The sequence below is a fragment of the Variovorax sp. MHTC-1 genome (assembly GCF_003984645.1).
Lineage (GTDB): Bacteria > Pseudomonadota > Gammaproteobacteria > Burkholderiales > Burkholderiaceae_C > Variovorax.
This window is the reverse complement of sequence record NZ_RWKI01000005.1, coordinates 173,899-189,161: the sequence shown is the minus strand read 5'-3', so window position 1 is coordinate 189,161 and position 15,263 is coordinate 173,899. Positions and strand designations below refer to the sequence as shown.

Here is a 15,263-nt window from a genome sequence, read left to right as displayed (position 1 = left end):
AGCGGCCCTAGTCGGCCATCCACAGCGCGATCGCGCCGATCGCCACCGCCAGCCGGCTGACCCAGTCGCGCGCGGCGAAGACCACGGGGTCGTCATGCAGCACGCCGCGAATGGCCTTGAGCCAGATGCGCACGGTCCAGAACAGGAAGACCGGGACCAGCACCCACAACCAGGTCGGGTGCTCGTAGCGTGCGAGCATCTGCTGGTCCTGCAGGTAGAGACTCAGCAGCAGCACCGACATCTGCCCGGCCGCGACGCCGGTGCACAGCACGAAAGGCGCGTCGGCGGGCACGTAGCCGCGGTCGCGCTTGAGCTGGACGGTGTCGCCGCTGGCTGCGGTGAGTTCCACGTAGCGCTTCGCCAGCGCCAGGCTGAGGAAGATGAAGAGCGAGAACGAAAGGATCCAGAAGGAAAGCGGCTGCCCCGTCGCCTGGGTGCCGGCCGCCACGCGGAGTGTGTAGAGGGCCGCGAGCGAGAACACGTCCACCACCGCGCGTCGCTTGAGGAAGACCGAGTAGGCGGTGGTCAGCGCGGCATAGGCCAGCAGAACGCCCACGAAGGCCAGGGGCAGCAGCGCGATCGACAAGGCGAGCGAGGCGGCGCCCAGCAGCACCGACATCGCCAGCCCCGTGGCAGGCTGGATGTCCCCGGCGGCGAAAGGTCGTCGTCGCTTGCGGTGGTGCCGCCGGTCCGATTCGAGGTCCAACAGGTCGTTGAGCACATAGATGCCCGAGGCCATCAGGCCGAAGGCGACGAAGGCCAGCGTTGCATTGACGACCAGCGGCCCGCTCAGGTGGTGCAGCACCGGCATCAGGGGCAGGAAGACCAGGAGGTTCTTCAGCCATTGGTGCAGTCGCAGGCCATAGAGGTAGCGGCCCAGCCCCACCCGTGTGGGCTTGATCACCGCCTCCACCTCGGTGAGGCCGGCCGCGCGCCGGGCCAGCGAGCCGGAGCGGCTGACCACCACGGCCGCATCGGCACCGCGCCAGACCTCGAGGTCGACCGCATGGTCTCCCGCGTAGCTGAAAGCCTCGCCGCCGGCATCGGCCCGGATGGCGGCCAGCTTGCCGGCGCCTTTGACGTTGTGTTCGCCGTCGGAGGCCAGCACAGCGTCGAAAAGGCCCAGGTGATCGGCAACCCGGCGCGCCAGCCGGGCGTCGCTGGCCGTCGCCAGCACGATGCGGCGCCCGGCCTTGCGCGCGCTGCGCACGAATTCGAGCACTTCGGGCCGGTAGGGCAAGGTACTCACGTCGATCGTGGTGCGCAGCGCCACTTCGCGCTTGAGCGCGGCCCTGCCTTGCAGCAGCCACTGCGGCAGGCTCAGCAGCGCAAGCGGCGCGGCGCGCACCAGCTTGAGCAGCGACTCGTGCAGCGAGTCGGTCGCGATCAGGGTCCCGTCGAGATCGACGTAGAGAGGAAGGAGCGCCATCTCAGCTGCGGCCCAGCACCGCGACGCCGACCAGGATGATGGCGATACCCGCGATCCGCGTGCCGGTCAGCGCCTCGCCGAAGAGCTGCCAGGCGAACAGCGCGGCGATCACGTAGCCCATCGAAAGCATCGGATAGGCCACCGTCACGTCGACCCGGGTCAGCGCCAGGATCCAGAGGCCGGCGCTGACGAAGTAGCAGCCCAGCCCAACGATGATCCAGGGCTGCGTGGCGGCGCCCCACCCCGCCGCGAAGAGCGACGCGCTGCTGCCGATCGCCACCGATCCGAGCGTCTTGGCACCGGCCTTGAGCATGAGCTGTGCCGCGGAATTGAGCAGCACGCCGGCGAAAATGATCGAGAAGGTGGAGAGCGTCATTGAAACTTGAGGTCTTTTTAGTTACCGCAAGTATCATGCCCCAGTATTACTTTTTCGCTACCTAGCCAAAAGGCGAAGTCGTGAATTTGTTGGTCCGCACCCGGCTCAGCTCAGCAGCTGATGCTTCAACGCGTAGTAGGTGAGATCGCTGGTGGACGACAGGTGCAGCTTCGCCATGACGCGCCCCCTGTAGCTGCTGACGGTCTTGGCCGACAGCGACAGATCGGGTGCGATGGCGGACGGCCTCATCCCGCTGGCGAGTTTCAGGAAGACTTGAAATTCGCGCTCCGAAAGACGGTTGTGAGGTGCCTCGCCTCGCCCTTCCAGCCGATTCGCGAGCAAGGAGGCCAGGGCCGGTGTGACGTGGCGGCGCCCGAGCCCGAGTTCGCGAATCGCCCGGACGATCTCGACGGGATTGCATTCCTTGCAGAGAAAGCCGCCCGCGCCGAGCTGGAAAAGAATGGCTGCGTACTGCTCCTGCGGATAGGCGGTGAAGACCAGGATCGCCACTTCGGGTGCCGCCGCCCGGATCCTGATGAGCGCGTCGACGCCGCTTTGCCCCGGCATGTTCAGATCCATCATCAGCACGTCGACCTTCGTCCGGCGAACCAGCTCGATCGCTTCGCGCCCGTCGGCGGCTTCCCCGACGACCTGCAGATCTTCCTGCTCATGGAAGAACTCGCGCAGGCCCAGACGCACGATGGCGTGGTCATCGACGATTCCGATTCTGATCATCGCTGCGCTCCTTGAAAGCTTGGCATGGGGGGATCTAACGATCACCGGCACCGTGCGCGAGTAGGACGATCGAGATCTTCTCCGCCATCGCCTGCGTACCCCTACGTCATAAGACATACGGCAAGGCTTGGCCGCCAGCGGCATGCGAGTAAATCCTACGTGGACAGGCATGCACGCATCGCACTCTGCAGTCCCCAAACTTATCAACCTGGAGCCCACGATGCCCACCACCAAGCGCGCAGAGTCCGACGCCTGCAGCCTGCTCGACACAGATCACCGCAACGTCAAGAAGTTGTTCAAGGCCTACGAGGAACTCACCCAGTCCAAGGCGGCGAGCAGCTCGCAGAAGAAGCGCGAACTTGCCAACGAGATCTGCATGGAGCTGACCGTCCACGCGCAGATCGAGGAAGAGATCTTCTATCCCGGATTGCGCCAAGCCATCAAGGAAAGCGATCTGCTCGATGAAGCGGAAGTCGAGCACGCCAGCGCCAAGGACCTGATTGCCCAGATCCAGGAAGCCACCGACATCGACGACAAATTCGACGCCAAGGTCACGGTGCTCGGCGAGTACATCGATCACCACGTCAAGGAAGAGCGCACCCAGATCTTCGTGAAGGCGCGCGCAGCACGCGGGCTCGACCTGGTCGCCATGCGCGAGCAGCTCGAGGCGCGCAAGGAAGAGCTGATGGCCGAGCTGACCGGCGCCACGGCATAGCCATCTTCGTGTGGGTTTGGCGGTGGTCCTGTCCACCGCCTTTTTTCGCTCCCTGGAGGCCCCGATGACAGCGAATACGTCTTCCCTGCGCGTCGGTCCACGCCGGGGGTTGTCGTCTCGACACTGGATCGGCATCGCCATCGTGCTGGCGGGGGCGATCATCGTTTCGCAGCAGGCTTTCGAAGGCATGGCCGGCAACGATCCGCGCATGAAGGGGGCCTTGCTCGGCGGCCTGGCGGCAGCCTTCGCCACGGCGCTCGGGACGCTGCCGGTCCTGTTTGCTCAGCGGTTCTCGCAACGCAGTTACGACACCATGCTCGGCTTCGGCGCCGGCGTCATGCTGGCCGCCAGCTCGTTCTCGCTGGTCATCCCGGCGCAGGCGGCCGCCAAGGCCCAGGGGGCGAACAACTGGGGCGCGGGAGGAATCGTCGGCACCGCCATCCTGCTCGGCGCATTGCTGCTGTTCGCCATCGACCGTGCGGTTCCGCACGAGCACTTCGTCAAGGGCGCCGAAGGGCCGCAGGCGCGCGCGCTCAAGCGCGTCTGGCTGTTCGTCTTCGCCATCGCGCTGCACAACCTGCCGGAAGGCCTGGCGATCGGCGTGGCCTTCGCCGGCACCGATCGGGTCGGCGCCGTGGCCCTCGCCACGGGCATCTCGATCCAGGATGTCCCGGAAGGCATGGTGGTCGCGCTTGCGCTGCGCAGCGTGGGCCATGGGCGCCTCGCATCGGCCGGCCTCGGTGCGCTGTCCGGCCTGGTCGAGCCTGTGGCCGCAGTATTCGGCGCCGCCCTCATCGGCCTTTCGGCCGGGCTCCTGCCCTGGGGCCTGGCGATGGCGGCGGGCGCCATGCTCTTCGTGATCAGTCACGAGATCATTCCCGAGTCGCATCGCATGGGGCATGAAGCCCATGCAACCGGCGGCCTGATGCTGGGCTTCGTCGTCATGATGCTTCTCGATACCGCACTCGGTTGACGGTCGACCCATGCCTGGTCCTGATGGATTCGCCGCCGATGCGCCGACGCCGAAGGTGCCACCGCGGCTGCGCATCCTCGTCGTCGAAGACGATCCCGACACCCTCGCGGTGACGATCGAACTGCTTCGGGCGCTCGGGCATTGGGCCACCGGCGTGAGGAGCGCGGAACTCGCGCTCCACCGTTTTCTGGAAGGCGCCTTCGACCTTCTGATTGCGGATGTCGGCCTGCCCGGACTGTCGGGGCGGGACCTGGCCGAAAAGCTCGAGGCGCGCTGCGCGTTGCCAGTCATCTTCGCCACCGGACAGCCCGCGCCGGACCAGATGCCGCGGCACGGCATCTGGCTGCGCAAGCCCTACTCGATCGATCAGCTCCAGGAAGCGCTGGCGCGCGCCGCGCAACTCGGCAGCAGCCCTGCTTGAGCTAGGGCTTGGCGGCGGGCGGCGCCTGGTTGGTCTGCGTCGTGCCGGTTGCAGAGCCGCCGCCCGGATGCCGCCCGGACAGGCCGCCCGAAGTCCCGGAACCGGGCGTGCGCAGATTGCCGCTGCGCACCGCGCGCGAGTCCTGCTTCGTGGCGCTGTCCGAACGGCGGTCCTCCTGCTGCGCCGCCCGATTGCGGGTCGCAGGCGACTTGGAGGAATTGCCCTCCGCTGCGGGCGCTGCGGTCCCCTTCGGGTTTCCGGTGGGCTGAGCCATCGCGGGGCCGGCGGCGACTGCGAGCGCAAGCGCCGCGAAGCCCCAACGGAAACTTGCGCTTCGACAGGTCATGAAGTACTCCCGCTGCCGCAATCCGGCATCACGGCTTCGGCTTGTTCGACTGCGCCGTCAACGCGTCCAGCGCCGCGCCTTCCGCCATCCCCAGCTCGGCGCCGGTTTGCGGATCGCTCGCCGGATCGGAGGCGGTCCGAAGCGCCATCGCGTCGACAGCCGCCTGGTCGTCGGGATCGAGCGCCACCGTCGGCTCGCCGCTTCCCCCGTCGACGGCCATCTGCTCCTCCGGATCGCTCACGAACTCCCATTGAGGACCCTCGTTCCACGGCCCTCGCACCTCGCCGCCCTTGGACATGTCGAAGTACACCTGGGTGAACTCGGGCATCCCGGGCAGCTTGCCCGGCGGGAAGTTCGGGCTGATCGCATAGAGGGCCTTCTCGAAGGATTTCTGGTGCGCGATCTCGCGCGTCATCAGGAAGCCCAGCGCCTCCTTGACGCCCGGATCGTCGGTCAGGTTGATCAGGCGTTCATAGACGATCTTGGCGCGCGCCTCGGCCGCGATGTTCGAGCGAAGGTCGGCTGTGGGTTCGCCGATGCTGTCGATGTAGGCGGCCGTCCAGGGGACGCCCGCGGAATTCACCAGCGCCGGCCCGCCGCCGTAGAGAACCTGGGTCAGGTGGCTGTCGTTGCCCGCGCCGGTGATGGTGCGATACGCGTCCGCTTCGGCATCGACACCCTCGGCCAGCCGGCCCTTGGCGCCCTTGTTGAGCATCGCCACCATCGTGCCGATCACCTCGAGGTGGCTCAGTTCCTCGGTCGCGATGTCGAACAGCATGTCCTTGCGGCCGGGATCGTCTTCGCCGATGGCTTGGGTGAAATAGCGGCAGGCGGCGGCCAGCTCGCCCTGCGGGCCGCCGAATTGCTCCAGCATCAGGTTGGCGAGGCCCGGGTTGGTCGAGTCGACGCGCAGGGTGTATTGAAGGCGCTTGTTGTGAGAGAACATGGAGCTGCTCCTGGTTGACCGAGTGATTGAACGAAGGGACGAGGGCCCATGTTCGCGGCCTCCCCGTCCTTCAACCTCGGCGTCGACCCACACTCCATGTAGTCCGAACCTCGCGCAGCTCAGCCGTCGCGGCGGCGCGCGTCAGGACAGCAGCTTGAACCCCACCACTTCCTGCCGCTGCTCCCCGAGCCCCTCGATGCCCAGCGTCATCACGTCGCCCTTCTTCAGATAGAGCGGCGGCTTCATGCCGAGGCCGACGCCGGGCGGCGTACCGGTGGTGATGACGTCGCCGGGCACGAGCGTCATGAACTGGCTCACGTAGCTCACGATCTTTGCGATGTTGAAGATCATGGTCCTGGTATTGCCGGTCTGCATGCGCTTGCCGTTGAGGTCCAGCCACATCGCGAGCTTCTGCGGGTTGGGCACCTCGTCGCGCGTCACCAGCCAGGGGCCGATGGGGCCGAAGGTATCGCAGCCCTTGCCCTTGTCCCAGGTGCCGCCGCGCTCGATCTGGTACTCGCGTTCGCTCACGTCGTTGATGACGCAGTAGCCGGCCACGTAGTCGAGTGCGCTCTTCTGCGAGACGTAGCGCGCCTGGGCGCCGATCACCACGCCGAGCTCCACCTCCCAGTCGCTCTTGACCGAGTTCTTGGGCAGCATGACCGGATCGTTCGGGCCCTGGATGCAGCTGGTGGCCTTCATGAAGACCACCGGCTCGGCCGGAATCGGCAGGCCCGACTCGGCCGCATGGTCGGCGTAGTTAAGGCCGATGGCGATGAACTTGCCCACATCGGCCACCGGGCTGCCGTAGCGCGGCTTGCCCTTGACCAGCGGCAGCTTGTCGGTCTTCAGCTTGCGCAGCTTGGCGAGCGCGGCATCGCCCAATTGCTTGGGGCCGATGTCTTCGACCACTCCGCTCAGGTCGCGCAACTGGCCGTTGTCGTCGATGAGGCCGGGCTTCTCCTTGCCGGGGTTGCCGTAGCGAACAAGTTTCATGTGTGCCTTTCTTCTTTCTTGGGAGTTCAGTAGGTGGAGCGGCCGCCGGACAGGTCGAACACGGCGCCGGTGGAAAAGGAGCAATCTTCGGTGCAAAGCCAGCTCACCATGGAGGCGATCTCCTCCACCGTGCCGAAGCGGCCCATCGGGATCTTCGAGAGCATGAAGGCGATGTGCTCGGGCGACATCTGCTCGAAGATCGCGGTCTTCACCGCGGCCGGCGTCACGCAGTTGACGCGGATGCCGGTGTCGGCCAGCTCCTTGCCGAGCGACTTGGTGAGCGCGATCACGGCCGCCTTGCTCGCGCTGTAGGCGCTGGCGTTGGGATTGCCTTCCTTGCCGGCGACCGAGGCGATGTTGACGATGCGGCCATAGCCCTGCCTGCGCATCTGCGGCACGACCTCGCGGCAGCACAGGAAAACGCCATTGATGTTGACCTCCATCACCTGCCGCCACGCATCGACGGGATAGTCCCAGAGCTTGGTGTTGGGCCCGGTGATGCCGGCGCTGTTGACCAGCGCGTCGATGCGCTTCGCCTGCGCCAGCGTGGCCGCCACGGCCTTGGCCACCGAGGGCTGCTGCGACACGTCGACCGTGAGCGCGAAGGCCTTGGCGCCGAGCGCCCAGGCGGCCTTGGTGACCGCTTCGCCGTCGCGGTCCCACAAGGTCACGCTGCCGCCGGAGGCGATGAGCCTCTGCGCGATGCCGTAGCCCAGCCCCGTCGCGCCGCCGGTGACGACCGCGTGCCGGCCGGCGAAGTCGAGCTGGTTCATATGGTGATGCCGCCGTCGGCCGCGTAGGCCTGGCCGGTGACGAACTGCGACTCGTCGCTGGCGAGGAACACCACCAGGGGCGCGATCTCCTCGGCCTGCGCCAGCCGCCCCATCGGCTGGCGCGCGATGAAGGCACGGCGCGCCTCGACCGGGTCGGCGTTGGCATTGATGCGCTCGCCCAGCGAAGGCGTGTCGACCGTGCCCGGACACACCGCATTGCAGCGGATGCCCTGTCCCACATAGTCGGCCGCAACGCTCTTGGTGAGCCCCAGCACCGCGGCCTTGGTGGTGCCGTAGACGCAGCGGTTGGGCAGGCCCTTGATGCTCGAGCACACGCTGGCCATGTTGATGATGCTGCCGCGGCCCGCGGCCAGCATGCCGGGCAGCACGGCCTGGATCAGCCACAACTGGGCGCGCACGTTGAGGCGAAAGGCGAAGTCCAGGTCGTCGTCGCTGGCCTGCAAGGCGGCGCCGTTGTGCACCACGCCCGCGCAGTTGAACAGGATGTCGAGCGCGGGCAGGGTCTTGGTGAAGGCGTCGATGGCGGCCTTGTCGAGCACGTCGAGCTTCGCGGCCTGGATGTTGGCGACGCCCGCGTAGCGCGCGAGCAGCGCCTCGTTGACGTCGGTCGCGAAGACCTGCGCGCCCTCGGCGGCGAGTGCGAGTGCGCTGGCATGGCCGATGCCCTGCCCGGCCGCGGTCACGAGCGCGGTCTTGCCCTTCAGTCTCATGGGATGTCCTCGTCGGGTCTGGTCGCAAAAAAAGGAAGCGATGCAGGCGTTCAGGGTTTGGCCCGATGGCTGCATCGCGCTTCGGATCGTATTCTGAATTGGCCTTACCACTTGTCCAATTCAGGACAACCCTTAAACCCATCGTCCACGTGCCCCTGCAGACCGTCGAACCCAGGCGCCTCTACCGCCAGATCGCCGACCAGCTGCGCGCGCTGATCGCCAAGGGCGAGTTCGCCGCCGGCGCGCGCCTTCCGGCCGAGCGCGACCTGGCCAAGCAGCTGGGCGTGAGCCGGCCCTCGGTGCGCGAGGCGTTGATCGCGCTCGAGGTCGAGGGCTGGGTCGAGGTGCGCACCGGCTCCGGCGTCTACGTGCTCGACCGCTCGCACCGCGCCGCAGCGCCCGTGGCCGCCACCGAATGGGGCCCGCTCGAACTGATCCGCGCGCGCCGCGTGGTCGAGGGCGAAACCGCGGCGATCGCGGCCGGGCTCGCCAAGCGCAAGGACATCGAAGCAATGACGCGCGCCATCGAGCGCATGCGCGAGCTGGCCGACCGCAACCAGATGCCGCTCGATGGGGACCGCGCCTTCCACCTCGCGATCGTGGAGTGCTGCGGCAACGTGGTGCTCGCCGAAACCGTGCAGGCCTTCTGGGATTCGCGCAAGGGCCCGATCTTCACGCGCCTGGGCGGCTACTTCGAGACCGTGAAGTCGTGGCGCAGCGCCATCGCCGAGCACGAGGCGATCCGCGACGCGATCGCGGCGCGCGATGCCGATGCGGCGCGCAGCGCGATGCACGCGCACATGGACAAGTCGCACCAGCGCTTCAGCGCCAGCTGGCGCCGCGCCAATCTCTTCACTCACCCACCACCGGAGACAAGAAAATGAGCACCAAGCGTTTTGCACTCAAGACCCTCGCGGCCTGCGCGCTCGCAGCAGCCGCCCTCGGAGCCCTCGGCACGGCCCAGGCCCAGACCAAGCTCAAGTGGGCCCACGTCTACGAGACCTCCGAGCCCTTCCACAAGTACTCGGTGTGGGCCGGCGAGGAAATCAAGAAGCGCACCAACGGCAAGTACGACATCCAGGTCTTCCCGGCCTCCAGCCTGGGCAAGGAAGCCGACATCAACCAGGGCCTCACGCTGGGCACGGTCGACATCATTCTTTCGGGGGCGAGCTTCGCGGGCCGCAGCTACCAGCCGCTCGCGGTGTCGTACTTCCCGTTCATCTTCCGCGACGCCGAGCACCAGCTCAAGTACGCGAAGAGCGACGTCTTCAAGGAACTCGCCAAGGGCTACGACGACAAGACGGGCAACCACATCACCGCGCTCAACTACTATGGCGCGCGCCACGTCACGTCCAGCGCGGCCAGGCCGGTGGCCAAGCCCGAGGACATGAAGGGCCTGAAGATCCGCGTGCCCGACGCGCCGGCCTACCTGGCCTTCCCCAAGGCGTTGGGCGCCAACCCGACGCCGATCGCCTTTGCCGAGGTCTACCTCGCGCTGCAGAACGGCACCGTCGATGCGCAGGAGAACCCGCTGCCGACCATCGAGGCCAAGAAGTTCTACGAGGTGCAGAAGAACATCTCGCTCACCGGGCACATCGTCGATTCGCTGCTGACCATCGTCTCGGGCCAGCTGTGGGGCAAGCTCTCGGCCGACGAGAAGAAGATCTTCAGCGACGTGATGCAGGAGGCGGCAGAGAAGACCGGCCGCGAGATCATCGCCTCCGAAATCCGCCTGGCCGAGGAGTTCAAGAAGAAGGGCAACAACGTCATCACGGTCGACAAGAACGCGTTCCGCGAAGCGGTGCTGAAGAGCACCAAGCCGACGGACCATGGGTACCGGCAGCAGGACTACGACCGGATCGTCGCCATCAAGTGACTGACTGACTTCACTCCCTCTCCCTTTTTGGGAGAGGGTTGGGGTGAGGGTGGGGCGGTCGATGAGGTGCGAGTCTGATCGACGGCCCGGCGCCCTCACCCCCGCCCTCTCCCAGAGGGAGAGGGAGCAAGACAGGAAACCATGACCGAATCCAAAATCATCGACGACGAAGGCCACTTCCATGCGGAAGACGAAGTGGTCGATCTTTCCGGCACCATCGCCGAGGGCTGGATCGCGCTGGGCATCTTCTGGCTGCTCGGGCTGACCGTGTTCTATCAATTCGTCACGCGCTACGTGATGAACGACTCGGCAGCCTGGACGGAAGAAGTGGCGCGCTACATGCTGATCGGCGTGGTGTTCGTCGGTGCCGCCATCGGCGTGGCCAAGAACAACCAGATCCAGGTCGACTTCTTCTACCGCCACATGCCGGCCGCCATGGGGCGATGGCTGTCGCGCGCGGTCGATGTGCTGCGCATCGCCTTCTTCGTGGCGGCGACTGTCATGACGATGCAAATGATGCTGAAGATCGGCAACCAGACCCGCATGACCATCGTCGACCTGCCGATGAACATCGTCTACGGCCTCTGCCTGTTCGGCTTTGCCGCGATGGCCTGGCGCTCGGTGCAGGTCGCGCGCGTGCATTGGCAGCGCGGCTACAGCGTGCTCGAACGCCCCGAATCCACCCTGGCGGATCGCTAGAACAACAACATGCTCAAGATTTTCTTCCTGGTCTTCATGGCCGGCGGCGTCCCGGTCGCGATCGCGATGGCCGGCGCCTCGCTGGCCTACATCCTGATGTCGGGCACGCTGCCGCCCTTCGTGGTGATCCACCGCATGGTGAGCGGCATCGACAGCTTTCCGCTGCTCGCCGTGCCCTTCTTCATCCTGGCCGGCAACCTGATGAACAACGCCGGCATCACCACGCGCATCTACAACTTCGCGCTGGCGCTGGTCGGCTGGCTCAAGGGCGGGCTCGGCCACGTGAACGTGGTCGGCTCGGTGATCTTCGCCGGCATGAGCGGCACCGCCATCGCCGATGCCGCGGGCCTGGGCACCATCGAGATCAAGGCTATGAAGGAGCACGGCTACTCGACCGAATTCGCCGTCGGCGTGACGGCCGCGTCGGCCACGCTCGGCCCCATCATTCCGCCCAGCCTGCCCTTCGTGATCTACGGGATGATGGCCAACGTCTCGGTGGGCGCGCTGTTCCTCGCGGGCCTCCTGCCGGGCGCGATGATGGCCTTGCTGATGATGTTCACCGTCGCCTACTTCGCCCACAAGAACAGCTGGGGCGGCGACGTTAAGTTCTCGAGCACGCGGCTCTTCAAGGCGCTGTGCGAGCTCGCGGTGGTGATCGGCTGGCCGCTGCTCCTGTGGGTGCTGGTGGTCAAGCTCGGTGCGCCGGCGCAGATCACCGTGTTCGCGGGGCTGGCTGCGCTCTTCGTGCTCGACAGGATCTTCCGCTTCGAGGCGCTCTTGCCCATCATGACGCCGGTGCTCCTGATCGGCGGCATGACCACCGGCCTCTTCACGCCCACCGAGGGCGCGATCGCAGCCTGCGTGTGGGCCATGATCCTCGGCTTCGCCTGGTACCGCACGCTCACGTGGAAGATGTTCGTCAAGGTCTGCCTCGACACCATCGAGACCACCTCCACCGTGCTCTTCATCGTGGCCGCGGCCTCGATCTTCGGCTGGATGCTGACGGCCACCGGCGTCACGGCAGACATCGCGAGCTGGGTGCTGGCCTTCACCAAGGAGGCCTGGGTCTTCCTGCTCCTGGCCAACCTGCTGATGCTCTTCGTCGGCTGCTTCCTGGAGCCGACGGCCGCGATCACGATCCTGGTGCCCATCCTGCTGCCGATCGCGATCCAGCTCGGCGTCGACCCGGTGCACTTCGGCCTGGTGATGGTGCTCAACCTGATGATCGGCCTGCTGCACCCGCCGATGGGCATGGTGCTCTTCGTGCTGGCGCGCGTGGCGGGCCTGAGCTTCGAGCGCACGACGATGGCGATCCTGCCGTGGCTGTTCCCGCTGCTCTTGAGCCTGGTGGCGATCACCTACATGCCTTCGCTGGTACTGTGGTTGCCGAAAATGTTCTTCTGACCCCCCGATCAGGACACACACACGATGAATCCCTTTATCCGCCTCCACCCCGCCGACGACGTCGTCATCGCGCGCGGCCAGCTCGTCGGCGGCACGCCGGTCGAAAGCGTCACGGCCCGCGGCCTGGTCCCGCCCGGCCACAAGATCGCCGTGCGCGCCATCGCGCAAGGCGAGCCGGTGCGCCGCTACAACCAAATCATCGGCTTCGCGAGCAAGCCGATCGCGCCCGGCGAGCACGTGCACACGCACAACCTCGACATGGGCCCCGACAAGGGCCACTTCGAGCGCGACTACGCCTACGGCGCCGACGTGAAGCCGCCGCCCGCACGGCGCGAAGCCACCTTCATGGGCATCAAGCGCGCCGACGGCCGCGTGGCCACGCGCAACTACATCGGCGTGTTGACGAGCGTGAACTGCTCGGCCACCGCGGCGCGCGCCATCGCCGACCACTTCTCGCGCAGGACCAATCCGGCGGCGCTCGCCGACTACCCCAACGTCGACGGCGTGGTCGCGCTCACGCACGGCACCGGCTGCGGCATGGACACCGGCGGCATGGGCATGCAGATCCTCGAGCGCACGCTGACTGGCTACGCCACGCACGCCAACTTCGCGGCCGTGCTGGTGGTGGGCCTCGGCTGCGAGGCCAACCAGATCAACGCCTGGCTCGCGACCGGCAACCTCGCCGAGGGCGAGAACTTCCGCGTCTTCAACATCCAAGACACGGGCGGCACGCGCAAGACGGTGGAAAAAGGCGTGGCGCTCATCAACGAGATGCTGCCGCGCGCCAACGCGGCGAAGCGCGAGCCCTGCAGCGCGGCGCACATCACCATCGGCCTGCAGTGCGGCGGCTCGGACGGCTATTCGGGCATCAGCGCCAACCCGGCGCTGGGCGCTGCGGTCGACCTGCTGGTGGCGCACGGCGGCACCGCCATCCTGTCGGAAACGCCCGAGGTCTACGGTGCCGAGCACCTGCTCACGCGCCGTGCGGTGAAGCGCGAGGTCGGCGAGAAGCTGGTCGAGCGCATCCGCTGGTGGGAGCACTACACCGAGATCAACGAGGGCGAGATGAACAACAACCCCTCGCCCGGCAACAAGGCCGGAGGGCTCACCACCATCCTCGAGAAGTCGCTGGGCGCGGTGGCCAAGGGCGGCACCAGCAACCTCGAGGCGGTGTACGAATACGCCGAGCCGGTGACCGCGCACGGCTTCGTTTACATGGACACGCCGGGCTACGACCCGGTGAGCGCGACCGGCCAGGTGGCGGGCGGCGCCAACATGATCTGCTTCACCACCGGCCGCGGCTCGGCCTACGGCTGCGCGCCCTCGCCTTCGCTCAAGCTCGCGACCAACTCGGCGCTGTGGCAGCGGCAGGAAGAAGACATGGACATCAACTGCGGCGAGATCGTCGAAGGCACGGTGTCGATCCAGGAGATGGGGCAGCGCATCTTCGAGCTGGTGCTGGCGACGGCATCGGGCGAGCAGAGCAAGAGCGAGAAGCACGGCTACGGGCAGAACGAATTCGTGCCGTGGCAGGTGGGTGCGGTGATGTGAAGTCTTCTCTTACTCCCTCCCCCGCTGGGGGAGGGCGGGGGTGGGGGGCACGCGGCGCATCGAAGTTGCGTCTGCCGTTGATGCGCCCGGCGCCCCATCCCAACCTTCCCCCGGAGGGGGAAGGAGCAAAATACCAGGAGCCTTTCGAATGCCTCGAACAATTCAAGCCGCGACGCTGCGCACCCAAGTCGCCGCCATCATCGCCGGCACCGGCAGCACCTCCGTCGAAGCCGAACAGGTCGCCGCCAACCTCGTGCTCGCCAACCTCAGCGGCCACGACTCGCACGGCGTCGGCATGGTGCCGCGCTATGTCGATGCCGCGGCCGAAGGCGGCCTCAAGCCCAACGCGTCGGTCAAGATCAACCTCGACACCGGTCCCATGCTCGCGCTCGACGGCCAGCGCGGCTACGGCCAGATCGTCGGCGTGCAGGCGATGGAACTCGCCATCCCGCGTGCCAAGCAGCATGGCACATGCGTGCTCTCGCTCGCCAACGCGCACCACCTTGGCCGCATCGGCCACTTCGCCGAGATGGCCACTGCGCAGGGCCTGGTGTCGATGCACTTCGTCAACGTGCTCTCGCGCCCGGTGGTCGCGCCCTGGGGCGGCGGCGACGGGCGCTTCGGCACCAATCCCTGCTGCATCGGCATCCCGCTGAAAGGCGCGCACCGCCCCGCCGCAGGGCCGCCCCAAGGCGGGGCAGCCCCCTCGGGGGGTGGCGACCCACACGCAGCGGGGGAGCCTGGGGGTGATTTCATCCTGGACTACGCGACCAGCCGCGTGGCACAAGGGAAGATGCGCGTGGCCCACAACAAGGGCGAGCGCGTGCCGCCCGGCTATCTCATCGACGAACACGGCGCGCCCACCGACGACCCCGGCGTGGTCGTGGTGCCGCAGAGCAACGGCCTGTTCGGCGCGCTGATGACCTTCGGCGAACACAAGGGCTACGGCATGGCGGTCGCCTGCGAGCTGCTCGGCGGCGCGCTCACCGGCGGCGGCACCTGGCACCGTCCCGCCGATACCGCGCGCACCGTGCTCAACGGCATGCTGGCCATCGTCATCGACCCGGCCAAGCTCGGCACGCAGGCAAGCTTCGAAGAGGAGGCCAGCGCCTTCATCTCCTGGCTGCGCCAAAGCCCGCCGGGCCAAGGCTTCGATGCGGTGCAGATCGCCGGCGAGCCCGAGCGCAGGGCGCGCGCGGCGCGCGAGCACGAGGGCATCTGGCTCGACGATGCGACCTGGGGCGAGATCGTCGCGGCCGGTGCGAAGGTGGGCGTGAGCGTCGGCTGAGGCT

Annotated in this window: 17 protein-coding genes; 9 read left to right on the top strand and 8 right to left on the bottom strand. The window is 67.1% G+C overall.

The features are described 5' to 3' along the window. Positions 1 to 7: 7 nt before the first annotated feature. The 3 genes from EJI01_RS10825 to EJI01_RS10815 form a co-directional block, all read right to left on the bottom strand. The gene (locus tag EJI01_RS10825; RefSeq protein WP_126837114.1) at positions 8 to 1,429 is read right to left on the bottom strand and encodes a UbiA family prenyltransferase; all 1,422 of its coding nucleotides are present in this window, start codon (positions 1,427 to 1,429) and stop codon (positions 8 to 10) included. 1 nt (position 1,430) lies between these two features. Next, a complete protein-coding gene (locus EJI01_RS10820) occupies positions 1,431 to 1,805 on the bottom strand; it encodes a DMT family transporter (protein ID WP_126837113.1) in 375 nt (124 codons plus the stop codon). A 105-nt stretch (positions 1,806 to 1,910) separates the two neighbouring features. Then, positions 1,911 to 2,540, bottom strand: coding sequence for a response regulator transcription factor (locus tag EJI01_RS10815; protein WP_126837299.1), 630 nt, complete (start codon positions 2,538 to 2,540; stop codon positions 1,911 to 1,913). Positions 2,541 to 2,760: 220 nt separating this feature from the next. Here EJI01_RS10815 and EJI01_RS10810 point away from each other — a divergent pair, with 220 nt between their 5' ends. The 3 genes from EJI01_RS10810 (at position 2,761) to EJI01_RS10800 (ending at position 4,649) form a co-directional block, all read left to right on the top strand. Then, positions 2,761 to 3,255, top strand: coding sequence for a hemerythrin domain-containing protein (locus EJI01_RS10810; RefSeq protein ID WP_126837112.1), 495 nt, complete (start codon positions 2,761 to 2,763; stop codon positions 3,253 to 3,255). Between the two features lie 64 nt (positions 3,256 to 3,319). Continuing rightward, entirely contained in the window at positions 3,320 to 4,228 is a 909-nt protein-coding gene (locus EJI01_RS10805; RefSeq protein WP_126837111.1) for a ZIP family metal transporter, read from the top strand. Positions 4,229 to 4,238: 10 nt separating this feature from the next. Then, positions 4,239 to 4,649 (top strand): response regulator, encoded by a 411-nt coding sequence (locus EJI01_RS10800; RefSeq protein WP_126837110.1) that lies wholly within the window; start codon positions 4,239 to 4,241, stop codon positions 4,647 to 4,649. A 1-nt stretch (position 4,650) separates the two neighbouring features. Here EJI01_RS10800 and EJI01_RS10795 read toward each other — a convergent pair whose 3' ends face one another. The 5 genes from EJI01_RS10795 to EJI01_RS10775 all read right to left on the bottom strand — a co-directional run bounded on the left by EJI01_RS10795 (position 4,651) and on the right by EJI01_RS10775 (position 8,441). Then, positions 4,651 to 4,995 carry a hypothetical protein gene (locus EJI01_RS10795; RefSeq protein WP_126837109.1) on the bottom strand — a complete coding sequence of 115 codons (345 nt, stop codon included), beginning with the start codon at positions 4,993 to 4,995 and terminating at the stop codon, positions 4,651 to 4,653. A 28-nt stretch (positions 4,996 to 5,023) separates the two neighbouring features. Further along, complete coding sequence (locus tag EJI01_RS10790; protein WP_126837108.1) at positions 5,024 to 5,941, bottom strand: manganese catalase family protein; 918 nt, start codon at positions 5,939 to 5,941, stop codon at positions 5,024 to 5,026. A gap of 141 nt (positions 5,942 to 6,082) precedes the next feature. After that, positions 6,083 to 6,937 carry a fumarylacetoacetate hydrolase family protein gene (locus EJI01_RS10785; RefSeq protein WP_126837107.1) on the bottom strand — a complete coding sequence of 285 codons (855 nt, stop codon included), beginning with the start codon at positions 6,935 to 6,937 and terminating at the stop codon, positions 6,083 to 6,085. Positions 6,938 to 6,963: 26 nt separating this feature from the next. After that, entirely contained in the window at positions 6,964 to 7,710 is a 747-nt protein-coding gene (locus EJI01_RS10780; protein WP_126837106.1) for an SDR family NAD(P)-dependent oxidoreductase, read from the bottom strand. Beyond that, positions 7,707 to 8,441 carry an SDR family oxidoreductase gene (locus tag EJI01_RS10775; protein ID WP_126837105.1) on the bottom strand — a complete coding sequence of 245 codons (735 nt, stop codon included), beginning with the start codon at positions 8,439 to 8,441 and terminating at the stop codon, positions 7,707 to 7,709. Before EJI01_RS10775 ends, EJI01_RS10780 begins: the two co-directional genes overlap by 4 nt. A gap of 149 nt (positions 8,442 to 8,590) precedes the next feature. Between EJI01_RS10775 and EJI01_RS10770 the strand changes: the two genes are divergently transcribed. The 6 genes from EJI01_RS10770 to EJI01_RS10745 all read left to right on the top strand — a co-directional run bounded on the left by EJI01_RS10770 (position 8,591) and on the right by EJI01_RS10745 (position 15,259). Next, positions 8,591 to 9,325, top strand: a complete 735-nt coding sequence (locus EJI01_RS10770; RefSeq protein WP_126837104.1) for a FadR/GntR family transcriptional regulator — start codon at positions 8,591 to 8,593, stop codon at positions 9,323 to 9,325. After that, on the top strand, positions 9,322 to 10,317 hold the full coding sequence (locus tag EJI01_RS10765) for a sialic acid TRAP transporter substrate-binding protein SiaP (RefSeq protein WP_126837103.1): 996 nt from the start codon (positions 9,322 to 9,324) through the stop codon (positions 10,315 to 10,317). Before EJI01_RS10770 ends, EJI01_RS10765 begins: the two co-directional genes overlap by 4 nt. A gap of 141 nt (positions 10,318 to 10,458) precedes the next feature. Next, a complete protein-coding gene (locus EJI01_RS10760) occupies positions 10,459 to 11,016 on the top strand; it encodes a TRAP transporter small permease (protein WP_126837102.1) in 558 nt (185 codons plus the stop codon). A 9-nt stretch (positions 11,017 to 11,025) separates the two neighbouring features. Beyond that, a complete protein-coding gene (locus tag EJI01_RS10755) occupies positions 11,026 to 12,420 on the top strand; it encodes a TRAP transporter large permease (protein ID WP_126837101.1) in 1,395 nt (464 codons plus the stop codon). A gap of 24 nt (positions 12,421 to 12,444) precedes the next feature. After that, a complete protein-coding gene (locus tag EJI01_RS10750; protein WP_126837100.1) occupies positions 12,445 to 13,971 on the top strand; it encodes a UxaA family hydrolase in 1,527 nt (508 codons plus the stop codon). A 148-nt stretch (positions 13,972 to 14,119) separates the two neighbouring features. Beyond that, positions 14,120 to 15,259, top strand: a complete 1,140-nt coding sequence (locus EJI01_RS10745; protein WP_126837099.1) for an Ldh family oxidoreductase — start codon at positions 14,120 to 14,122, stop codon at positions 15,257 to 15,259. Positions 15,260 to 15,263 lie beyond the last annotated feature (4 nt).